This is a genomic window from Avrilella dinanensis, from assembly GCF_002807015.1.
GTDB lineage: Bacteria > Bacteroidota > Bacteroidia > Flavobacteriales > Flavobacteriaceae > Flavobacterium > Flavobacterium dinanensis.
Genome location: NZ_NIPO01000001.1, coordinates 767,017 through 790,903 on the forward strand (window position 1 = coordinate 767,017; position 23,887 = coordinate 790,903).

General features: G+C 38.4%; 18 protein-coding genes. 2 read left to right on the plus strand and 16 right to left on the minus strand.

Going from position 1 to position 23,887, the window contains the following annotated elements; all coding sequences use genetic code 11:
• The first annotated feature begins 40 nt into the window (after window positions 1–40).
• Window positions 41–2,641 carry a T9SS type A sorting domain-containing protein gene (locus CDL10_RS03750; protein ID WP_133119450.1) on the plus strand — a complete coding sequence of 867 codons (2,601 nt, stop codon included), beginning with the start codon at window positions 41–43 and terminating at the stop codon, window positions 2,639–2,641.
• 73 nt (window positions 2,642–2,714) lie between these two features.
• Here CDL10_RS03750 and CDL10_RS03755 read toward each other — a convergent pair whose 3' ends face one another.
• The 5 genes from CDL10_RS03755 to CDL10_RS03775 form a co-directional block, all read right to left on the minus strand.
• The gene (locus CDL10_RS03755) at window positions 2,715–4,322 is read right to left on the minus strand and encodes a pyruvate dehydrogenase complex dihydrolipoamide acetyltransferase (protein WP_100677304.1); all 1,608 of its coding nucleotides are present in this window, start codon (window positions 4,320–4,322) and stop codon (window positions 2,715–2,717) included.
• 3 nt (window positions 4,323–4,325) lie between these two features.
• On the minus strand, window positions 4,326–5,324 hold the full coding sequence (pdhA, locus tag CDL10_RS03760; protein ID WP_100677305.1) for a pyruvate dehydrogenase (acetyl-transferring) E1 component subunit alpha: 999 nt from the start codon (window positions 5,322–5,324) through the stop codon (window positions 4,326–4,328).
• 180 nt (window positions 5,325–5,504) lie between these two features.
• Window positions 5,505–6,989, minus strand: coding sequence for an OmpA family protein (locus CDL10_RS03765; RefSeq protein WP_100677306.1), 1,485 nt, complete (start codon window positions 6,987–6,989; stop codon window positions 5,505–5,507).
• Window positions 6,990–7,080: 91 nt separating this feature from the next.
• Window positions 7,081–8,274: a glycine C-acetyltransferase gene (kbl, locus tag CDL10_RS03770; protein ID WP_100677307.1), complete on the minus strand. Its 1,194-nt coding sequence runs from the start codon at window positions 8,272–8,274 to the stop codon at window positions 7,081–7,083.
• A 21-nt stretch (window positions 8,275–8,295) separates the two neighbouring features.
• The gene (locus CDL10_RS03775) at window positions 8,296–11,415 is read right to left on the minus strand and encodes a UvrD-helicase domain-containing protein (RefSeq protein ID WP_100678626.1); all 3,120 of its coding nucleotides are present in this window, start codon (window positions 11,413–11,415) and stop codon (window positions 8,296–8,298) included.
• 101 nt (window positions 11,416–11,516) lie between these two features.
• On the opposite strand from CDL10_RS03775, the gene CDL10_RS03780 reads away from it, so the two are divergent.
• On the plus strand, window positions 11,517–12,122 hold the full coding sequence (locus CDL10_RS03780) for a superoxide dismutase (protein ID WP_100678627.1): 606 nt from the start codon (window positions 11,517–11,519) through the stop codon (window positions 12,120–12,122).
• 70 nt (window positions 12,123–12,192) lie between these two features.
• Here CDL10_RS03780 and CDL10_RS11345 read toward each other — a convergent pair whose 3' ends face one another.
• The 11 genes from CDL10_RS11345 to rimM all read right to left on the minus strand — a co-directional run bounded on the left by CDL10_RS11345 (window position 12,193) and on the right by rimM (window position 23,875).
• Entirely contained in the window at window positions 12,193–12,372 is a 180-nt protein-coding gene (locus CDL10_RS11345) for a methylenetetrahydrofolate reductase (RefSeq protein ID WP_117615780.1), read from the minus strand.
• 289 nt (window positions 12,373–12,661) lie between these two features.
• Window positions 12,662–13,693, minus strand: coding sequence for a methionine synthase (locus CDL10_RS03785; RefSeq protein ID WP_100677308.1), 1,032 nt, complete (start codon window positions 13,691–13,693; stop codon window positions 12,662–12,664).
• Between the two features lie 29 nt (window positions 13,694–13,722).
• Window positions 13,723–14,727 (minus strand): DUF1852 domain-containing protein, encoded by a 1,005-nt coding sequence (locus CDL10_RS03790; protein WP_207760135.1) that lies wholly within the window; start codon window positions 14,725–14,727, stop codon window positions 13,723–13,725.
• A gap of 290 nt (window positions 14,728–15,017) precedes the next feature.
• Window positions 15,018–15,140, minus strand: a complete 123-nt coding sequence (locus CDL10_RS11555; protein WP_262483253.1) for a hypothetical protein — start codon at window positions 15,138–15,140, stop codon at window positions 15,018–15,020.
• A 42-nt stretch (window positions 15,141–15,182) separates the two neighbouring features.
• Window positions 15,183–16,379: a trans-sulfuration enzyme family protein gene (locus tag CDL10_RS03795; protein WP_100677309.1), complete on the minus strand. Its 1,197-nt coding sequence runs from the start codon at window positions 16,377–16,379 to the stop codon at window positions 15,183–15,185.
• A 17-nt stretch (window positions 16,380–16,396) separates the two neighbouring features.
• Window positions 16,397–18,799 (minus strand): bifunctional aspartate kinase/homoserine dehydrogenase I, encoded by a 2,403-nt coding sequence (gene thrA / locus CDL10_RS03800; RefSeq protein ID WP_243389281.1) that lies wholly within the window; start codon window positions 18,797–18,799, stop codon window positions 16,397–16,399.
• Window positions 18,800–18,802: 3 nt separating this feature from the next.
• On the minus strand, window positions 18,803–19,780 hold the full coding sequence (locus CDL10_RS11480; RefSeq protein WP_243389282.1) for an alpha/beta fold hydrolase: 978 nt from the start codon (window positions 19,778–19,780) through the stop codon (window positions 18,803–18,805).
• Window positions 19,758–20,927, minus strand: a complete 1,170-nt coding sequence (locus CDL10_RS03805) for a trans-sulfuration enzyme family protein (protein WP_100677310.1) — start codon at window positions 20,925–20,927, stop codon at window positions 19,758–19,760. The genes CDL10_RS11480 and CDL10_RS03805 overlap by 23 nt, the downstream gene beginning before the upstream one ends.
• A gap of 12 nt (window positions 20,928–20,939) precedes the next feature.
• Entirely contained in the window at window positions 20,940–22,214 is a 1,275-nt protein-coding gene (locus tag CDL10_RS03810; RefSeq protein WP_100677311.1) for an O-acetylhomoserine aminocarboxypropyltransferase/cysteine synthase family protein, read from the minus strand.
• 395 nt (window positions 22,215–22,609) lie between these two features.
• The gene (locus CDL10_RS03815) at window positions 22,610–23,323 is read right to left on the minus strand and encodes a tRNA1(Val) (adenine(37)-N6)-methyltransferase (protein ID WP_100677312.1); all 714 of its coding nucleotides are present in this window, start codon (window positions 23,321–23,323) and stop codon (window positions 22,610–22,612) included.
• A 24-nt stretch (window positions 23,324–23,347) separates the two neighbouring features.
• Window positions 23,348–23,875 carry a ribosome maturation factor RimM gene (gene rimM, locus CDL10_RS03820; RefSeq protein WP_100677313.1) on the minus strand — a complete coding sequence of 176 codons (528 nt, stop codon included), beginning with the start codon at window positions 23,873–23,875 and terminating at the stop codon, window positions 23,348–23,350.
• Between the last annotated feature and the right edge of the window lie 12 nt (window positions 23,876–23,887).

The window sequence follows — 23,887 nt, forward strand, 5'->3', positions numbered from 1 at the left end:
ACATATCTATAAATATAACTTAACTTTTAAAGATTACTTTATGAAAACATTACTTACAATACAATTTAGAATCATTGCGACAGTTGTCTCTTTGTTTTTTGTGACTTTCGGATTTTACGCTCAAACTCCCGGAAATATAGACTTGTCCTTTGACGTTGGAAACGGGGTAACCGTAAATGAAGCATTTACACGTTGTCTTGCCTTACAGTCGGACGGCAAAATTTTGGTAGGAGGAAATTTTACTTCTTACGATGGATACGCCCGAAATAGTATTGTCCGTCTAAATGCAGACGGAACCGTAGATACTTCTTTCAATAGTGGTTCCGGATTAAGTGAATATTCAAGTATATACGCAATAACCGTGCAGCCAGACGGCAAAATTTTAGTAGGAGGAAGCTTCACTTCTTATAACGGACAGTCCAAAAATCTCATTGTTAGATTGAATTCCAATGGAGATGTAGATACTTCTTTTGACATAGGCACAGGTTTTAGTGCTGCTGATTATGCCAATGCTGTTCACTCAATTGTCGTTCAGCCAGACGGTAAGATTATAATTGGTGGCTATTTTATTTCCTATAATGGTCAACCTGCAGCAAGCCTGATTCGCCTGAATGCAAACGGAAGCATTGACACTTCGTTCGATATCGGTGCAGGGATAAAATATTATAGCGTATTACAACTGAAAGCTTTTGTTTACGATATTCATTTGCAGGATAATGGTAAGATAATAATAGGCGGAAATTTTAATAAATTTAATGATGAAGATATAGTAGGTAATGTTGTTCGCTTAAATGCTGATGGTAGTTTAGATAATTCTTTCGGTATCACTGAAGGGGTTGGTGTTAACGCAATAGTGTTTTCAGTTGGTGTGCAATCTGATAGTAAAGTATTGGCAGGTGGTACACAATTTATACCTGGAGAAGGGGGGCAAATTAACATTGTACGTTTTAATGAAGACGGCAGTTTAGATAGCACATTTGATATCGGAACCGGACTTGAAGATGAGAACCAAGCTGTTATTGTCGAAGACTTAGTTATACAATCCGATGGTAAAATTATTATAGGAGGGTCTTTTTCCAACCTAAACGGACAATCTGTAAAACGCATTGCCAGACTGAATTCGGACGGAACGCAGGATACTACTTTTGATTCCGGAATGGGATTTAATGCAAGACTTTCGGATTTACTGCTGCAGCCTGATGGGAAAATTGTTGCCGGAGGTCAGTTTTCCCTATATAATGGACAACCGCGAGAACAAGTAACTCGGTTAAATACTAATGGGAATATAGATAATCTTTTTGATGTGGGTGGAGGAATTCAGAAACAATTCATTGCAACCGCTTATGATGTAACCATACAACCTGACGGAAAAATTCTGGTAGCAGGTGATTTTTCCCATTACGATAACTATCCTGTCGGAGGCATTGTTCGGGTAAATGATGATGGAAGCCGTGACAATTCGTTTCAGGTTGGAGGAGGATTTATCCGTTCAGGCGGAATTAGGTCTAATGTGTATAAGATAAAAGTACAATCTGATGGAAAAATTCTGGTAGGAGGAGATTTTATTGCTTATAATGACCAAAGTACATTCAAAATGGTTCGATTAAATGCTGACGGTACATTGGATACAACATTTGAAAAATTTAATCTTCCGTCATATAACTGGGCAGTCCGAACTTTTGATTCACAACTTGATGGCAAAATTATAGTGGGCAGGCAGGAGGGGGCTCCTTATCTTTACAGATACAATGCAGACGGAAGTATAGACAATACCTTTGATATTGGTACAGGAGTTAACGGAACTGTTAGCTCTATTGTGACACAGCCAGATGGCAAGGTGTTGGTCTGCGGAAATTTTACTGAGTTTAATGGACAGCCACAAAACAGGATTATGCGTTTGAACCCGGACGGCAGTTTAGATACGTCTTTTGATGTCGGAACAGGTATTGGAAATGATACAAATCGATTGACAATAGCATTGCAGCCAGACGGTAAAATTCTTGTTGGAGCACCTATTCACGTTTTTAATGGAGAGAACTTAAATTATAAAAGAATCATTAGGCTCAATCCAGACGGTAGTTTGGATACATCATTTGAAGAAGCTATTAGTGCTGGTGGTGGCTCCATACAAACAATTTCTGTGCAACCCGACGGCAAAATCATTGTAGGCGGTTTTTTTGGTGGTGTTTTAAGAAATTTCACTCGCCTCAACAGCGATGGAAGTGTTGATAGTTCTTTTTTGGAAGATGTAGGATTTAATGCATCTGGAAATGTTTACAGAACAGCTATTCAAACCGATGAAAAAATTTTAGTTGTAGGGGCATTTATTAAATACAATACTCATTACCGAAACGGTATCTTGCGTTTGCATGGAGATGCAACAGCCGATGTTGAAGATTTTGAAAATTCATCAGCATTAATCGATATTTATCCAAATCCCACTAAAGATTATTTCAATATTATATCAGAAGATATCATTCAATCAATTGAACTCTATGATATTGCAGGCAGATTGATAAAAACAGAATTGGTTAACGGTTTTGAAGTACAACAAAATGTCAGTAGCTTGGCAAGTGGAACTTACATACTGAAAGTAAAAACGGAAAAAACAGAAATCACAAAGAAAATTATTAAAGAATAATCAAGTAATAATACCAAAAAACACCTGTAATGTAGAGTATTACAGGTGTTTTTCGTTGATGATAATCGTGTTATTAGGCTAACATCGTTACCGGATTTTCGATATAACTGCGGAGAGTTTGTAAAAATTCTGCTCCGGTAGCTCCGTCCACGGTTCTGTGGTCACAGGCTAAGGTTACAGTCATCGTGTTGCCTATAACGATTTGTCCATTTTTTACAACCGGTTTTTCAATGATAGCACCCACAGACAAAATGGCCGAATTAGGCTGATTGATAATAGAAGTAAATTCTTTGATACCAAACATACCTAAGTTGGAAACTGTGAAAGTGGAACCTTCCATTTCTTTAGGTTGTAATTTTTTGTTTTTCGCTTTTCCTGCCAAATCTTTCACTGTCAAACCGATTTGTGTCAGACTCAGCAAATCCGTATAGTTTATTACCGGTACTACCAATCCGTCTTCTACGGCAACTGCCACACCTATATTCACATGATGATTGATGATAGTAGCATTTTCTGTCCATTTAGAATTCACTTTCGGGTGTTTCTTCAATGCCATTGCACAAGCTTTTACTACCATATCGTTGAATGATACTTTGGTGTCCGGCAAACTGTTGATTGTTTTTCGTGACGCAATTGCGTTGTCCATATCAATTTCAATGGTCAGGTAATAGTGCGGTGCGGTGTATTTGGATTCAGACAGTCTTCGTGCAATGGTCTTACGCATTTGAGAGTTTTTCACTTCCTCTGCGTGAGTTTCCCCAGCCGGAACAAATGTCTGCACAGATGATTTTTCTGTTTTTGACTCAACAGCTTTTTCAGACGATGTAAAGTTTTCTACATCACTTTTCACGATACGACCGTTTTCACCAGAACCTTTTACTTGTGACAAATCGATTCCTTTTTCTTCGGCAATCTTTTTGGCTAAAGGCGAAGCAAAAATACGTCCGGTATTGTTTTTGGCTGATTCTTCTTTAGCCGGTTCCTCTTTTTTAGTTGACTCTGATGAGGATTGGGTTTCTTTTTTCTCAGATTTTTTAGCTACAGGTTTTCCTCCGGTTGCTACGACTCCGGAAACATCGGTTCCTTCCGGACCAACGATTGCCAGTACACTGTCAACAGGAGCAGATTCCCCTTCCTGAATGCCGATATGTAATAATGTTCCGGAATAGAACGATTCGAATTCCATTGTCGCTTTGTCCGTTTCGATTTCTGCCAGAATATCTCCTTCCGAAACGTTATCTCCGACTTTTTTTAACCATGTTGCCACCGTTCCTTCAGTCATTGTGTCGCTCAGGCGAGGCATAGTGATGATTTCTACTCCTTCGGGTATTTCTCCTGATGCTTTTTCTTCTTCTTGAGACTCAGAAGAATCAGCAGTTTCAGGTTCTTCTGATTTTTCTTTATCGGCGTTACCGCTTTCTAATAATTGTTTATAATCTTCTCCCTCTTTACCTATAATTGCCAGTACACTGTCAACAGGGGCGGTTTCTCCTTCCTGAATACCGATATACAGCAACGTTCCGGATTGAAACGATTCAAATTCCATTGTTGCTTTGTCTGTTTCGATTTCAGCCAGAATATCTCCTTCTGAAACTTTGTCTCCAACTTTTTTTAACCATGTTGCCACCGTCCCTTCGGTCATTGTGTCGCTCAGGCGGGGCATTGTGATGATTTCTGCCATAATTTATAATTTATGTGGTAAAAACGGATAATCTTCTTGCTCGTAAACAACGTCGTACATCACGCTTGTGTCCGGATATGGCGATTCTTCTGCAAATTGCTCACATTCTTTAACCAAATCGCGTACGCGGTTGTCGATTTCTTCAATTTCTTCGTCGCTTGCCCAATTGTTTTCTTTGATGGTGTCTAATACTTGAGTAATCGGGTCAATTTTTTTATATTCTTCTACCTCTGCTTTGGTACGATAATGTTGTGCGTCTGACATAGAGTGTCCTCTGTATCGGTAAGTCTTCATTTCCAAAAATGTCGGGCCTTCTCCTTTTCTCGCTCTTTCAATTGCGTCATAGACAGCTTCGGCTACTTTAACCGGATTCATGGCATCTACAGCATAGCTCGGCATTTCATACCCTAATCCTAATTTCCATACATCGACGTGGTTGGCTGTTCTTTCTACAGATGTTCCCATTGCATAGCCATTATTTTCACAGATAAAAATAACCGGAAGTTTCCATAGCATTGCCATATTAAATGCTTCGTGTAACGAACCTTGTCTTGCGGCTCCGTCCCCGAAAAATGTCAGAGTAGCTGCATCAATACCTTTATATTTGTCGGCGAATGCGAGTCCGGCTCCTAAAGGAATTTGTCCGCCAACGATACCATGTCCGCCGTAAAAACGATGTTCTTTTGAGAAGATGTGCATAGAGCCTCCCAAGCCTTGTGAGGTTCCGGTAGCTTTACCTAACAATTCCGCCATAACTTTTCTCGGGTCAACACCCATACCGATAGGTTGAACGTGATTACGATAAGCTGTAATCATTTTGTCTTTAGATAAGTCCATAGCGTGTAAGCAGCCGGCAAGAATGGCCTCCTGTCCGTTATAAAGGTGTAAGAAACCTCTCACTTTTTGCTGTATATATAAAGCGGCAAGTTTGTCTTCAAACTTACGCCAAAAGAGCATATTTTCGTACCAGTCTAAATAAACTTCTTTCGTTAGTTCTTTCATTTTTGTTGTTTTTAATAAAAGGCTGTTTTTTGCCTATTTAGGATTTTAGCAAAATTAAGCTATCAAAGCCGAATGAAAAAAATATTTGTAAAAATTTTCTCCTAAAAATATAAGAATTATGGTATAAATAAAAAGGTTGTCTGAAAAGACAACCTTTTTAGTGTTTTAAATATTTAAAACTTATTTTACAAGTCTAACCTCAGTACGACGGTTATTTGCTCTACCGGCAGCAGTTTTGTTTGTGTCGATAGGACGTTTAGAACCGAATCCTTCAGCAGAAAGTCTGTCAGCTTTAACTCCTTGAGAAATCAAATAGTCTTGTACTGCTTTTGCTCTGTCTAAAGATAGAGGGTCATTGATTTTGTCACTTCCTGTTGAGTCAGTGTGTCCTTCAACTACGAATTTAGCCGTAGGGAATTGTTTCATTACTCTTGCCATCTCGTTTAACACAGCGTAAGATTGCTCTTGGAAAGTTGATTTTCCTGTGTTGAACAATATGGTTTTACCGTAATCGTTCAATTCTTTGATGTGTTTTTCTTCTACTTCAGGACAGCCGTTGTTAGATGCAGGACCAGCAATTTTAGGACATTCGTCTTCGTGGTCAGGCACTCCGTCACCGTCAGTATCAGGCCAAGGACATCCGTCATTTTCTGCAGGACCGGCTTCTTCCGGACATTTATCTACATTGTCAAGAACTCCGTCACCGTCAGTATCTCCCCAAGGGCATCCGTTATTTTCTGCAGGACCAAATTCATCAGGGCAAGCGTCTTGGTGGTTAGGCACTCCGTCACCGTCATCGTCAGGACAGCCGTTGTATTCAGGTAATCCTGCTTCGAATGGACAGTCATCTTCAGGGTCGATAATTCCGTCACCGTCAGTATCAGGACAACCGTTTAATTCAACTAATCCTGGTAATTCAGGACATTCGTCATATTTATCTAATACTCCGTCGCCGTCAGTGTCTTTACCTCCGAAACGGAAAGTAAATCCTGCCATGTGTTGTAAGTGAGAAGGAACGGAAATATCATTACCTCTTTCGAAGCTGTATAATTCTTCTTGTCCGTCTTCGAATTGATATTTATAAGTTGAAGACAAGCTTAAACCAATGTTTTCAGAAAACCAGATGGTCAAGCCTAAACCTCCGTTTACGTTACCGGAAGATGCTTTTCCTAAGAAAGCATAACCACCACCTACGTGAACAGACGGGTCAAACCATTTAGAACCGATTAGTCCGCCGATGCTGTATCGGAACTGACCATCAATGCCATAGTACATCATATCTACTGCGTCAACAGTTCTTTGCCCGTTGAAGTCAGCATCTGTGATGACACCGCCGTCCATTACGATGTTGTCAAAACCTCCCGGATTTAATGGATTAACCATTTTGGTCATTTTGTTAACTGACCCTACAACTCCGAATGATAGGTTTGAACCAAGATAACGATGAACGCTTAATGTGGATACTGATGGAAGCATACTCCAGTTGTCTGTTTGGAAATATTGTCCAAATCTGTCGCCAAATCCTGTGGCTACGCTTGAACGACCTCCGTCAAGAGCATTCATGCCAACGCCAACCGCCCATGGTTGGTCTTCAGTTTGTGCTTGTGCAGCTGTCATTGTTCCTAACATGGCTGCAGCTACAAATAATTTGTTGAAATGTTTCATAACTACTAATTTACAAATGCTATATAGCAACAAAAATACATCACTATTTTTTAATAATCAAATAAATGTTAATTATTTTTTTATTTAACACTTATATAATGTTTAATTCTTTACCGACTTCAATGAATGCTTTTATGGCTTTGTCCAGATGTTCCTGGCTGTGTGCAGCAGAAAGCTGAACTCTGATTCGTGCTTTATCTTTAGGTACAACCGGATAAAAGAATCCGATGACATAAATGCCTTTTTCCAGTAATTTATCTGCCATAACCTGCGATAATTTCGCATCATACAACATTACCGGAACAATTGCCGAGTCGCCATCGATGATGTCAAAACCGGCTTCTTTCATGCCTTTTTTGAAATATTGTGTATTCCATTCTAATTTATCTCTCAAAGAAGTATCTCTTTTAAGTATATCAAATACTTTCAGTGATGCACCTACGATAACCGGCGAAAGGGAATTGGAAAATAAATAGGGTCTGGAGCGTTGTCTGAGCATTTCGATGATTTCTTTTTTCCCGGTAGTGTAACCGCCCATTGCTCCACCAAGTGCTTTACCGAGTGTTCCGGTAATAATATCTACGCGTCCCATCACGTTTTTGGCTTCGAGTGTTCCTTTTCCTGTCGCACCGATAAATCCAGCGGCATGGCATTCATCTACCATAACCATCGCATCATATTTATCTGCCAAATCACATATCTTATCTAAAGGAGCAACCAATCCGTCCATGGAAAAAACCCCATCGGTTACAATCACTTTGAAACGTCGGTTGTCGGCAACAGCTTTTTTCAGCTGAGCCTCAAGGTCTTCCATGTTGTTGTTTTCGTAACGGTATCTGGCAGCTTTACACAAACGAACTCCGTCAATGATAGAGGCGTGATTCAAACTGTCAGAAATGATAGCGTCTTCTTCAGTTAGTAACGGTTCAAATACACCACCGTTGGCATCAAAAGCTGCGGCATATAATATAGTGTCTTCTGTTCCGTAAAACGAGGCTATTTCTGCTTCCAATTGTTTGTGAATATCTTGCGTACCACAAATAAAACGTACCGATGACATTCCGAAACCGTGAGAATCCAGAGCGTCTTTGGCTGCCTGAACGACCTCGGGGTGGGAGGAAAGTCCTAAATAATTGTTGGCACAAAAATTCAAAACGGTTTGTCCATTGTCTATTTTGATTTCCGCTCCCTGTGGCGACACAATGATGCGTTCTGATTTAAATAGCCCACTTTCTTTGATGTCAGCTAATTCGTTTTGTAAATGTTGTTGAATTTTACCGTACATAATTGTTTTCTTTTTTTTCGATTACAAATGTATCACTTTTATATCATCTTGCCTGATATAGATCAATGTTTTTTGGACAACTGAATATCCCATCGATTCGAGTATATCGGCATAAGATTCGATTTGCTGATGATGTTTTTTAGATTCCTGACCGGTTTTGTAATCCAGCAAATAAGCATTTTTTCCGTCGAAAACCATTTTATCCGGAATGAGATTTTTCTCAGACAAAATCATTCTTTCGTTGTATATCGTTTTTCCGGAATCAAAATAATGCTGTAATTCCTGATGATTGACGATTTGCTGAATGATTTGGCTAAGCCAGATTTTGTCTTCCGGATTGATTTCGCCTTTCAACAAGGCAGTTTGCAGGCTTTTTTCGATGTCTTTTTCAGAAGATATTTTTGCTAAAATCCGGTGCAGCTGATTCCCTTCGTCGATGGCAGTTTGCGTTTCATTGTTCCACAATAAAGCAGTACGTTTGGCGATTTTAATGTTATCCGGACGAAAATTATTGTCAATGCTTTCAATGATTCGCAACGGTTCTTGTTCTTCTTTTTGTATAGAAACTCTTTGCGGATTCCCTATACGAACGATTTTGTCTTCAGGAATTTCAATATGTTTATTTCCCAGATACAAAGCAAAACAATCTGATACTTTTGTTGGGTTGTTGATGGTTTTTCCGGGATTTTCTGTAATAATATATAATTGTTCAACGGCACGGGTCAGCGTTACATATAATATGTTCACGACATCAAACAAATATTCTTCTTTTTTCTCTTCGTAATGTTGCTGGATTTTCTGTCCGTAAAAATTAAGTTGTTTACTTTGATTAATCAATCCTTTAGGTAAATCGAACTGTTTTTTAGGTAAGTCAACCCATATTTTATCACGGGTATCGGATAATTTTTCATTAGCAAACGGAAAAATAACTACCGGAAACTCCAATCCTTTTGATTTGTGAATGGTCATGATTTTGACCGCATCAGAATTTTCCGGTGCCGGAATACTGATTCGTTCATAATTTTGTTCCCAATATCGAATAAAATCCGATGAACTGCTGTGATAACGGGTGCTGTGTTCCAGAACCACGTCCATGAAATACTGCACATAAGAATATTTTTTCGTTTCCGGAATAAATTGCTGGGCCAAATATTCCACAGCGGTATATAAATCTGTTTTCCGGACATAATCAAAGCTGACATTTATGCCAAATCCATGCAGCCATTGTTCGAGTTCGGTGTCTTTCAAAGGTAAACCTTGCGTAATGAAATCGTGCACCGGCATTTCGTTCTGATGTTTTGCTGTCTGGTACAACCATTTGGCTTTGGTGTCGGCATCATTGGTTTGTGTGCTGTATTTCAGTAATAAAATCAACAGTTGCACATCAGACGAATTGTTGATTAAGAGCGTTTCGGACGATAAAATCGGGACGTTGTTTTCTGTCAGAAAATTAGCAATTGCCACGCCTTGCCGCACTTTTCGGGTTAGCACCACCGTGTCTTTGTAGGAAAAACCATTGGCTAAAGCTTTTTTGATGGTTTCAAGCGTGGCTTTGAGATACAAATCGTTGGCGGTTTCGTCGTCGTCTGTATCGTTTTTGTCTATAAAGCGGAATTCTACATAACCACCATTTTTGGTATTGTTTTTTTGAAAGCTGTCTTCGGCATATAATTTTTTATAATCAGGTTGCTGAAATAAGCCCGAAATAAAAGCAAAAAATTGATTGTTGAAATCGACAATTTCTGAGTAACTACGGTAATTGGTGTCGAGATGAACCACTTTTTTATCCGGATTGGAAAACGGATTTTCATGCTGACTCAATGTGATAAATTGCTCGGCTTTTCCGCCCCGCCAGCGATAAATAGATTGTTTCGGGTCGCCGACAATCATCAGTGAACCCGGGTTGCCCTGCATATCCTGCCCCGAAAGTGCATTGTCAATCAACGGCAACAGATTTGCCCACTGCATCTCGGAGGTATCCTGAAATTCATCAATGAAATAATGCCGATAGCGTTCGCCAATACGCTCATAGATAAACGGTGCAGGCTGCTGTTTGATTTCGTCGTGGATAATCGTGTTGAATTTGTTGATAGACAAAATATTTTGTTCTTGTTGTATCCGTTCCATTTCCTGATGAATACGGTTGAGCAATGCCAGAGGCGTAAGATTGTTCAGGATATTCTGATACAAAGATGATTTGCCGTAGGAATGGTAAATTTTATTGACTTTCTCAATGATTTGCGGCAAAATATTATGCACAATATCAGCAGATTTGGCTCCTTTTTTAACCTTAATGCTGTCTTCAGTATTGTATAACTTATTATTCGGATTAAAAGTGCCGAGTGAAATTTTTTCCAGGTGATTCGGAAAATATTTTCCTGAGAAATCGCTAAGGTCAATTTGCTGGTTTTCGAGCCATTCGATTAAGTTTGTTGCAAGTTCCTTAGTTTGGTTTTCGGCTTCTTTGATGCGAATGTGCAATTCGTCGCGGGTTTGTATAAATAATTCGGAAGAAACCTTTTTTAGGGATTCAATTTCGTCAATGTTGTTTTCTTTGAGTAATAATTCGCCGATGCTAAGCAACTCATGCGAAATGTCCCAACTTTTGTCCTGTTCAGATTTGTACAACGAAAAATCCAGTAACAATTTAGTGATTTCTTCTTCCGTCCCTGCCTGAGCAATTACTGCATCAACGGCTTCCTGCAAAATCGCTTTGGTGTCGAGTGAAACCTGAAAGTTGGGCGATAAATTCAAATCCGTAGCAAATGTACGGATAACCCGATGCGTGAATTTGTCGATGGTAGAAATGTCAAATCCGGCATAATTGTAAATAATCTGCTTGATGATTCGACTGGATTTTTCCTGAATTTTTTCTCCGGAAAGATTCAGTTCTTCAACAAGCATGCCGAGCATCGCTTCCGAACGTTGATTAACCGGACTAATTGAAAAGTCGTGCAAAGTATTCAGCACGCGATTTTTCATTTCCTTGACAGCTTTGTTGGTAAAGGTAATAGCGAGAATCCGTTTGTAAGCCTCATCAGAAGGGGCTTTCAGAATGATTTTCAGATATTCTTTAACCAGTGTAAAAGTCTTTCCTGAGCCTGCCGAAGCGTTGTATATAGTAAATGCTGTATGAATCACGATTTGTTTTATCAATAAATTAACGATAGAAAACTTTTTTAAAGATACAAAAATTGTTAAATTTGAAGGACAATAATATTAATATAAAAATAAATAAAATTATGGCTTTTGAATTACCACAGTTACCATACGCATACGATGCGTTGGAACCAAACATTGATGCTCGTACAATGGAAATCCATCACTCTAAGCATCATCAAGGATATACAAATAATCTGAATGCGGCTATCGAAGGCACGAATTTGGAAGGTAAAACTATTGAGGAAATCTTAGAAAACCTTGATTTGAATAACAAAGCTGTCCGTAATAACGGTGGAGGGTACTTTAACCACAACTTGTTCTGGACAGTGATGTCGCCAAACGGTGGCGGACAACCAAGCGGTGAATTGGCTGGGGCAATTGACAAAAAATTCGGTTCGTTTGAAGCATTCAAAGATGCTTTTTCCAAAGCAGCAGCTACACAATTTGGTTCGGGTTGGGCTTGGCTTTGTGTGAAAAACGGCGAGTTGGAAGTTTGTTCAACAGCCAACCAAGACAATCCGTTGATGCCGGGTATCGGTTGTGAAGGAACGCCAATTTTAGGATTAGACGTTTGGGAACATGCTTATTATCTGAACTACCAAAACCGTCGACCTGATTACATCAATGCGTTTTTTAATGTAATCGACTGGAATAAAGTAACCGAATATTACAACAAAGTGAAGTAGTTTTTTTACTTTTATAAGCAAAGTAAACCCGTTTAAAAATTTTTAAACGGGTTTTTTATGAGATAATTTTCTATATGCTTTTCAGAATGGCTGTAATATTATCCGATTTTCCCATTGAATAATAATGAATAATAGGTACATGGCGAGCTTTCAACTCTCTGGTTTGTTCAGCACACCACTCTATACCAATTTGTTTAATCGCTTGTTTATCTTTAGCATGAAGTACAGCATTTACCAAATCATCAGGCAAATCAACCTTAAAACGTTTTAGAAAGCCCTGCCTTTAGTATCTAAACACTTAAACGTAAGCTATAAAAAAAGTAAATCAGCGATAGGGGCTCCACTCGCAATTTTATCCACTGAAATGGATTCTTTGATCATCCCGGCCTGAGGTAAAAATAGGGCATCAGAATAATCAGTCCTATCATTATCAGGAAACCGTTGAAACCTGCTTCTTCGATACTTTTAATAACTTATTCAAGCTGCTTTTCTTTATTTTTCTGTTGATTCCACAATACTTTTCAAGGAATATATTGAAATTAAACTCCAAATTCTTTGCGTATAATTTCAGCTCCCGCGCTTAAAGCTTCGAGTTTACCTCTTGCCACGTTTCTGGATAGCGGTGCCATTCCGCAGTTTGTTGAAGGGTAAAGATTTTTAATATCTACGAACTGCAGAGCTTTACGTAGTGTATCAGCTACTTCTTCAGGAGTTTCGATGATGTTGGTTGCCACATCAATAGCTCCCACCATTATTTTTTTGCCACGAACGAGTTCCATTAAATCTAAAGGCACATTGGAATTTTGGCATTCTAATGATACCACGTCAATTTTAGATTTTTGAATTTTAGGGAAAATCTCTTCATATTGTCTCCACTCGGAACCCAATGTTTTTTTCCAATCGTTGTTGGCTTTAATTCCATATCCGTAGCAAATATGTACGGCGGTTTCGCAGTTTAATCCTTCTACAGCTCTTTCCAAAGTTGCCATTCCCCAATCGTTTACTTCATCAAAGAATACATTAAATGCAGGTTCATCAAACTGGATAATATCTACCCCTGCATCCTGCAGTTCTCTTGCTTCTTCATTGAGGGCTTTTGCAAATTCCCAAGCCAGTTTCTCCCGACTTTTGTAATGGTCATCGTACAAGGTATCTACCATGGTCAATGGTCCTGGTAATGCCCATTTTATACGCTTATCGGTCTGTTTGCGTAAAAATTTAGCATCTTCAACAAAGACGACTTTTTGACGGGCAACATCACCTACAACTACTGGAACACTTGCATCATAACGGTTACGGATTCTTACCGTTTTACGGTTTTCAAAATCTACACCAGACAAATGTTCGATAAAAGTAGTTACGAAATGTTGGCGTGTTTGTTCGCCGTCGCAGATGATATCCAGCCCAGCCAATTGTTGTTCCTGCAAGGCGATACGCAAAGCATCTTCTTTTCCTTCCAATAACTGATTGCCGTCTAATTTCCAGGGTGACCATAATTTCTCCGGCGGTGCCAACCAGGCAGGTTTGGGTAAACTTCCCACAATTGAGGTAGGTAATAATAATCTATCCATTATAAAGTAATTTTAATTTGTTGTATTAATTAAAGAGCAAAATTGGCAGACCATTGTTCTAAAACACTTTTGTAAGGCTTAATGAAATGCTCTTCACAATATTTACCTTGTTCAACAGCAAGTCGGCTGCGCTCTTCGCGGTCATACTCCACGCGAGTCAGTGAATAATCTTCGTGTTTGAGATTAGGTTGATAAATTTTACCAGCCACTGAATTTGCATTATAAATTTCTGGGCGATAGATCTTCTGGAAAGTCTCCATGGTGCTGATGGAGCTGATCAGTCCAAGATCAGTATAATCAGTAAGCAAATCTCCGCCATGATAAAAAGCCATCGGTGCCACACTGTTTGCTGGCATGAAAAAACGAACTTTTAAGCCCATTTTAGAGAAATATTCATCCGTAAGAGAATACGCATCCTGCACATACTCGAAGCCCAGAACCGGATGGTGAAACTCGGTGCGGGTATATGTTTTGTTGCTCGATACACTTAGGCAGATAATCGGTGATTGCTTAAAGTGCTCTTTATAAGTGTCTGAATTCACAAAGCACTTGTATAGTTTTCCATGCAGATCACCAAAACAATCAGGAATACTAAAATCAGGTTTATCTTTATTGTACTCGATCAATAAAACGCTGAAATCGTAATCACGGACATAAGATGAGAAATTGTTACCGGCAACACCTTCGATCTGAATACCTGTCTTACGATCTAAAATATTCGTCTTCAATACTTCCATCATCGGCAGATTGTCAATACTAGTATTAGTATCAATACTCATCGTCACAGTCATGATTTCAAGTTCTACAAGGTAACGATTACCTTTATCATTATCCGCATGAGCCAAAGAATTGAATCGATTGTTAATCATATTCAAGGCATTGCGTAAGTTTTGCTGACGATTAGCTCCTCTTGCCAGATTGGCAAAATTGGTTGTCAGGCGTGTATTGCTTGCCGGGAGATAGTTTTCATCTAAACAAGTGCTCTTTAGCGTGAACGTAAAATCATTAATATTGGTGCTATGGATTTTTTTCATGTATTTCTTTTTTGTTATTATTTGGTTTTTTGATATAATCACTTGTATTTATCTTATCTAAGTGTTTTTGTATTGAAAATTTTAAAATTTCTAAAACATTCTAAATCTTCAACAAAATACTTCGGCTTCGATAGAGTCAAATATTCCTTGAATATTTTCTCCTTTTCTTTTTGGATATGTTCTGTTGCTTTCATGATTCGTTAGTTGTTAATTTGTTGTGTTTGAGCTAAGTTGGGAGATAACTATCGCTCAACTTCTTCTATTGGCGTAGTCTTCTAATTAACCTTGTTCTATTTTTTCCAATCCAAAGTATCTACTCTGTGGATAGGTGCAGATACTGCAGCGGCATCGAGTGCTAATGTTCGTTTTTTTAATAGGCTTCTGATATCAGTATGTATAAGTATTGTTGACATATTTATTTCTTTAATCATTCTTCATTGGTGTGTAAAACAGGGTTATTGTTGTGTAATAGTTAACGCTTGTTCTAAGTCACGGATAATATCTCTCGTATTTTCTAATCCTACAGATAGACGAATCAGGTTGTCTGTGATGCCTGTAGCTATTTTTTCTTCTGCAGGAACTTTACTATGTGTGGTAGAAGCAGGGTGTGTAACGATGGTTCTACTATCTCCAAGGTTAGCTGAGCGACTGCATAACTGTAAGGCATTTAAGAATGCTCTACCTGCATCAAGTCTTCCTTTTATTCCGAAGGCGATAATATTACCTCCTTGCTTCATTTGTTTTTTTGCTATTTCATACTGTGGATGGCTTGGTAAGAAAGGATAACGAACAAATTCTATTTGCGGATGACTTTCAAGAAAATGAGCTATCTTAAGTGCATTTTGGCAATGCTTATCAACACGAACTGCAAGTGTTTCAATGCTTTTGGATAATACCCAAGCGTCAAAAGCAGACATGGAAGAGCCTATTGTACGAGAAAAAAAATATATTTTTCGGATTAAATCTTTCTTTCCGACAGCAATGCCACCACAAACTCTTCCTTGACCATCTATTAGCTTGGTAGTGGAATGTACAACGATATCTGCACCAAAATCGGTTGGGTTTTGCAAATAAGGTGTTGCAAAAGTGTTATCAACTACAAAAATCAAATTATACTTTCGGGCAACTTCTCCCAAATAGCTTAAATCAAGCACATCAACCCCTGGATTGGTAGGGGTTTCAACAAATAATATCTTAGTTTTAGGCTGAATCAAGTCTTCTATTTTATCTGTCGATTTAGCCTCGAAATAAGATGTATCCACACCCCATTCAGACAAAATAGTAGACAAGATAGTTCGCGATGAACCAAAAATATTCAAGCAAGATACGATATGGTCGCCGGGCTTAATTAATGGAAAAATACTGCCAAAAATTGCAGCCATGCCAGTAGAAAAACTATATCCAGCCTCAGCTTTTTCTATCAAACATAGTTTTTCAACCAATTCGGTTTGATTAGGGTTGCTAAATCGGGCATAGGAAAATTTGTCAACTTCTTCCGCAAACACCGCTTTCATTTCTTCGGCGTTGTCAAATACAAAGCTTGAAGTGAGATACAAAGGGGTTGTGTGCTCGTTATACTGGCTTCGTTGACATTGTGTTCGTATTGCTTGGGTTTCAAAACAGCAATCATTAGGGTTGTCTGATGTAATCATATCTAAAGTTATTTTTATTATTTATTTGCTAATCGGAGAATATCGCCAAAAACACCTCTTGCGGTTACCGATGCACCGGCACCGGCACCTTGAATAATAATTGGGTTTTCGCCGTAGCTTTCGGTATATATTTCAAATAAGCTATCTGAGTCTTGGAGCTGTCCCAGGGCAGAATTTTGGGGCACTTGAACGAGCTTGGTCTCAAGCAAACCTTTGTCTTCTTGTAAATTTCCGGATAGTTCACCCACATATCTCAGTACCGAACCAGTGGGTAAATCTTTTTTTATCTGTTCAAAATATCCATCGAGTTGCGTTAAATTTGTTAAAAATGCTTCGGTAGAAATTTCTTGTAAATCGGCAGAAATTAGATTTTGTATATTAATCTCGTCAAATTCATTATGTAAGTCCAGTTCACGAGCAAGAATCAGTAACTTTCGCCCTACATCATTGCCAGATAAATCTTCACGAGGGTCGGGCTCGGTAAAGCCTTTTTGTACAGCCTCTTGTAATACTTCACTGAACTTTTTGTCTTGTGCCGAAAATGTATTGAAAATATAGCTCAAACTACCCGAAAACACTCCTTTAATCTTAGTGATATTTTCTCCGGATAAATGCAATAACTTGATAGTATCAATCAGTGGCAATCCCGCTCCAACATTAGTTTCGTACAAATATTCTTTGTGATTTGTCTTAAGTGCCTTACGCAATTGCTTGTAAAACGAATAGTGTACCGTATTGGCTATTTTGTTAGAAGATATTAAATCAAATCCATTTTCAACCAAAGGGATATAGTATTCGATGATTTTGCCAGATGCCGTGTTATCAACTGCAATTAAATTTTCCAGATGATATTGGTTGGCAAATCGGATAATATCTTGCAATTGATATGGTGTGCCTTTGTTGAGCAGATTTTCTTTCCAATTATCATCAATGCCGTGTTCACAAAGCAATACTTTTTGGGAGTTGGCTATGGCGAAAATATTCAGCTTGATGTTTTTCTTTTCTTCGATGGATTGAGCTGATTGTAAAATCTGGTCGATGAGTGTACCACCTACTAATCCATGACCAAAAATCGCAATGTTTATATTTTTGGTTACTCCGAAAATTTGACCATGAATGACATTTATTGCTTTTTTTGCCTCCTCTTTTTTAACAATTAAGCTGATGTTTTTACCACTTACGGTGTTATTAAAAAGGATAGGCACAATTTTATTCTTTACCAAGGCAGCATAAGGCTTGTCGAAAGTACTCAAATCTTGTCCTATGATAGAAATCACAGCAACATCACGCCGAACAATGATTTGGTTCACATCTTTGGTATAAAAATCCTCTTGAAATTCTTTTTGCAAGGCTTTCACTGCCAAGTCAGCATTTTTCTCATCGACGACAAAGCCCAATCCGCGTTCAGATGTACCTTGTGAAATCACACTCACACTTATCCCTTCATTAGCCAAAGCTGTAAACACCCGAGCATCGATACCGACAACACCTAATAAACCAAGTCCTTCAAATTGAATTAGAGCAATATTGGACTGAGCGGTTAAGGACTTGATGCCTCTACTAACCGGATTGGACGATATCAATGTGCCTTTGTTAGATGGATTAAGTGTATTCAGTATCCGTAACGGGATATTACTTTCTACCAATGGCAGAATAGTTTTAGCGTGTAAGATAGATGCTCCGAAATTAGCCAATTCGTTGGCCTCATCAAAATGAAGTTCTTCAATCTTATGAGCATCCTTTACCCAATCGGGATTGGTGGTGTAAATACCATCAACATGTGTGTAATTTTGTAATTCATCTGCCTGTAAAAAATTCGCCAGTAAAGCTGCTGAGTAGTTACTGCCATTTCGTCCTAAAGTAGTTGTTTCGTCTTTTTCGGTTGTCCCGATAAAACCGGTTACTATTGCAATTTCATCTGGATTAAGTTTCGAGAAATATTGCCGAGTAATTTCTTTTGACAATTGTTCGTTGGGTTGTGCTTGTCCAAAGTTGTTATCGGTAACCAATAGTTTACGGCTATCTACAGCCACGGCACGGACACCTGATTGACGTAGCTGTTCAGTCAACAATTTACTGGCAATTACCTCTCCTTGAGCCAGTACATAATCTTTCACTTTTGGGCTATAATCTTCAACCAATGATACGCCTTCATATAGCTTGGATAATATTTGCAGTTCACTTTGAATATCGCCCAATTGATGATACGCTTTATTCTTGAAAGATTCAAATACCGGAAGATAATCTTGTTTGGTTTTTGCCAATTCTAATATGTTTTCGAGTGTGTCGGTGGTGTCTCCTACTGCGGATACGACAACCACAATTTGATCTTCCCTGATTTTATTTTTAATAATATCGATCACAGGGAGGAATGCCTGCCCTGATGCTAACGATTTTCCGCCAAATTTTACTATCTTCATTTCTTATTGTTTAAATATGTTGTTTAGTATTGTATTAAGCTGTTCGTATTCAATCAAAAATGCGTCGTGACCATGTATTGATTTTATGGTTGAAAAATTTACTTTTTCAGTATATCTTTTAAATGTTTCATAAGTATTCTTTTGTTCTTCGTGGGTAAACATCAAATCAGAATCTATGGCTACCAGATGAATTTGTGCTGAAGTAATTTTGGCTAATTGAATAATGTCTTCGGGACACAAGTCTTCGCCAATTGTCCTCAATAAATGATTCATCAATTGATAAGCAGGTAATTCAAATCGAGATTGTAGAGCTCTTCCATGATACTTTAACCAACTCTCTACGGCATATTGCTGTTCATCAGCCTTAACCTGACGATTGAACTTCCAAGTAAGTGAAATTGGTGTTCGGTATAGTAACATCGCGTGCATACGAGCGTTTTCAATAGGTTGCAACGAATTGTTTAATATTTGTTCCTGTACCAAAACATTGGCTTTTAACCAATCTGATGATTGAATGCTCGTGGCTATCGGAATCAGGTGTTGAATACGCTGAGAGTGCTGAAATAACATTTCCCAAGCTATCCCTCCGCCCAAGCTGCCACCAACAACAGCAAAAAGCTGGTTAATGTTAAGTTCGTCTAATCCTTTCCAGAATAAATCGGCAATAATTTTTGTAGAAAAATCAGTATAATTCTCAAACAAATTTTCGCTTTCTCCTCCAAACCCATTACCCGGTATATCAAACGTCAAGATTGTGTAACGATTTAAATCAATGACTTGATTATATCCAACTAATTGAGTCCACCAACCGTTTTTACCAGCCACCTCGCTATTACCCGTGAGTGCATGATTGACCAATACCACAGGAGAAGTATGCAGAGGTTGCCCGAATAACTGATAAGTCAATGTGATGTCTGTTATCTTGCCGGTCGGAAAGGGATAATCTTGAAATAAAATTTTATTTAACTGGTTCTGTAACATGATTTTCTATTTGGGCGAGTGCTTGTTGTAAATCATTAATCAAATCATCGGCTTCTTCCAATCCGACCGACAAGCGGATAAGACTGTCTGTGATTCCACACGCATACTTTACCTCTTTGGGAACAGCACCATGTGACATTTTACTTGGGTAATTACTCAGGCTTTTTATACCTCCTAATCCTTCCACTAACTTAAATTGCTTGAGATTTTTGAGTACTTTCAATGCCGTTTTTTCGTCATCTTGTTTCAAATCAAAACTCACTACACCGCCAAAATATTTTTGTTGTTTGAGAGCAATTTGATGACTTTCATGTTCTTCTAATCCCGGATAGTACGCGTGGTTAACTTGTGAGTGATTAACTAAGAATTTAGCTATTCTCAAGGCATTTTCAGAATGCTGTTTGATACGTAGTGACAAAGTTTCTATTCCTCGAATCGTTAAAAAACTATCAAAAGGGGAAAGTACCGCTCCTGTAGCATTTTGATGAAACTTAATGTTTTTGGCTAATTCATCTGATTGGATAATAACTAATCCTGCTACGACATCCGAATGTCCCGCAATATATTTGGTAGCACTGTGCACCACGATATCGGCACCTAATTCAATCGGTTTTTGGATAAGTGGAGTAGCAAAAGTGTTGTCCACGCAAAGCAAAATATTGTTCTGCTTCGCTACATCAGCAAGAACACTTATGTCAAACACTCTAAGTGTAGGATTGGTGGGGCTTTCAATCCAAATGAGTTTGGTTTTGGGTGTGATTACATCAATGATGTTTTGACTATCCGACGGGCAAACAAAATGAGACTTAATCCCGAATTTAGCATATACCTGCGTAAGTAATCGATAAGTGCCTCCATAAATATCCTTGGTTGCTATGACCTCATCTCCTGCTGACAGGGTTTTGAAAACGGCATCAATAGCGGCTAATCCGCTAGAAAAAGCAAAACCATGATTGCCTCCTTCTAATCCGGCTATTAAATTTTCGAGCACCTGACGTGTAGGATTATTAGTTCTCGAATAATCAAACCCTTGGTGTTTACCGGGCTGTTCTTGCACGAAAGTTGTCGTTTGATAAATCGGTACTGCAATTGATCCGGTAAGCGGATCGGCCGGAATTAAGTTAAGTATTTCAGTTTGTGTACACATCGGTTTATAGATTTACAATTGGTCAAATACGTTTTTTAAATCTTGCTTTAAGTCTTCTATATCTTCAATACCTACAGACAATCTCAACAAATCGGGGGTTACTCCGGTAGTAATTTGGTCTTCGCTTGATAATTGTTGGTGCGTGGTTGATGCAGGGTGAATGATAAGAGATTTGGTATCTCCTATATTGGCGAGCAAGGAAAATAATTGTGTATCGTTAGCTACTTTTTTAGCCGCTTCGAATCCTTTTTTCAATCCGAATGTTACGATACCGCTTTGTCCTTCAGGTAGATATTTCTGAGCCAATTTGTAGTATTTACTTGATTTGAGTCCAGGATAATTTACCCATGCTACTTCCTTTTGTTGCTCCAGCCACTCAGCCAGTATTAAAGCGTTTTCGCTGTGTTTTTTGATTCGAACAGGCAAGGTTTCAAGTCCTTGTAAGGTTTGAAAAGCATTAAACGGGCTTAATGCCCCGCCCAAGTCACGCAATCCTTCGATTCTTATCTTGGCGATAAAAGCCGCATTGCCTAAAGCTTCGTGATATACCAAACCGTGATAACCAGGTGAAGGCTCGGTAAATTCAGGAAACTTACCACTGCTCCAATCAAAATTTCCTCCGTCGATAATCGCACCACCGATAGACGTTCCATTACCCGTGATGTATTTGGTTAATGAGTGAATGACAATATTTGCTCCGTATTCTATTGGTCGTAGCAGATATGGAGAAGCAACGGTATTATCTACAATAAGCGGAATTTTATATTCTTGAGCTATCTTAGCCACCGATTCAATATCAATGATATCCAATTTAGGGTTGCCCAAACTTTCGATAAAAATAGCTTTGGTGTTTTCGTTAATAGCTTTTTTGAAATTATCTGTATCATTCGGATCAACAAAGGTGGTTGTGATGCCAAATCTGGGTAGAGTTACATTAAACAGGTTATATGTACCTCCATACAAACTGCTAGACGACACGATATGGTCATCTGATTTAAGCAACGTTAGTAATGCCGTAGAAATTGCTGACATACCTGAGGATGTAACTACTGCTCCGATGCCTCCTTCAAGGGTCGCTAATCTTTTTTCGAGTATGTCGTTGGTCGGATTGTTTAATCGCGTATAGATAAATGCTGGTATCGATAAGTTAAACGCTCCTGCTGCATGATCAGCATTTTCAAATACATACGAAGAGGTTTGGTAGATGGGAACAGCTCTGGCTCTGTTAGTAGATTGTACATCGTGTCCATTGTGTAATGCTTGTGTGGAAAATTTAAAATTGTTCATGGTAAGATTTATTTAGTTATTGATTAAGATTCAAACAAAAAGTCCTTTCGGGTTTGCCGAAAGGACTTTATGGATTAGACACTCGGACGGTCTAATAAGCAGTCTGCTTTAGGCAAAAGTTTGGTGGACGGCACATCATCATGGCCGTCATCTGCATTATCATTATATTTGTTAAATTGTTTTTCATTTTTTTCATAAAAAAAGCCTCTGCTGTTGGCAAAGGCTTATTAAATCTATAGTTTTCATTTAATCTATATACACAACAAGCCTTGCGGAATATTCCACATCATCATTGCTTGCATGTATGTAAATTGTATGTTGGTCATATTTGTCGTAAATCAACGTTGCAAATATAAAATAATTTTCTGACAAATAATTTATTTTTGATTTTTTTTCTAAATATTCAGGTAAAAATCCTCTACAAGTGATTTATATTCCTTGGTGTATTGGTGTCTTTGGGTTTCAATAACCAATTCATCAACAGGTATTTTGTCAGTTTGTTTCCGAGAAAAAGCTATCAAACTACGCTTTATTTCAGCATTTTGATTCCCACGTATCTGGGTAATCTTAAAAGGACATAAGCCGTATTCAGCCGAAAGACGAATAAATTTTTCTTCTTCTTTATACGGAATAATAACTGCAAATATTCCGTTTTCGCTCAACAAACCTTCGGTGCAGGCAATCAGTTGTTCAAAAGGTAGTGAGTCGGTAAAACGAGCAGTGTCGCGTTGCGTATCTCCTGATTTGTAATTTTCTGAATAAAAAGGAGGATTAGAAACGATTAAATCATAAGTGATTTCTTCAAAAAATTCTTCTGTAAAATCTTCCAATGAAGCACAATAACAATACAAACGGTCGCTCCACGGACTGTTTTCAAAATTTTCCACACATTGTGTAAAGGCTTCTTCGTCGATTTCTACGGCATCAATTTGTTCGGCACCGGAACGCTGTGTAAGCATCAGTGCCAATAATCCTGTGCCTGAACCAATGTCCAAAACCGTGTAGGGATTGTTATATAAAGGTGTCCAAGCTCCGAGCAAAACACCGTCTGTGCCGACTTTCATCGCACAACGATTTTGTTGGATGGTAAATTTTTTGAAAGTGAACATGTCGGAAAATGATTTTTTGACGAATTATAAATACAAATCAACTAATCCTTGTGGAGTGCGAAGGTGGAGTTGTTTGTTTTCTCTGTCAATCTTAACGATAAAATCATCAATGACCGGAACCAATATTTCTTTGTTGTTGTTGATGATGACAAACAGTGGTTGCACGCCGTTGTCGTTCACGCGACTCAGTTTACCTATTGCTCCATGTGTTTCATCAATCACTTCAAAATCTGTGATTTCGTGATAGTAAAATTGGTTGCCTTCCAGCTTGGGTAGCATAGATAGCGGGAGATATACTTCGGCACCGATAATGTCATCGGCATCTTCTTCGGAGTAAACATCTTCAAACTGCACTCGCAGAAAATGGTTTCTGTGCAACTGTGCAGATTCAATAAAAAAAGGAATCAGATTTTCGTCGTTGAGTTCGACAAAAACTGATTCCAGATTTTCGTAAGTTTCAGGCTCATCGGTATCCAAAAAAAGTAATACCTCGCCTTTAAAACTAAATTTCTTTGCGATTTTACCTAAATAAAAACAATCTTTTTTAAGCATAACCGCAGGAAT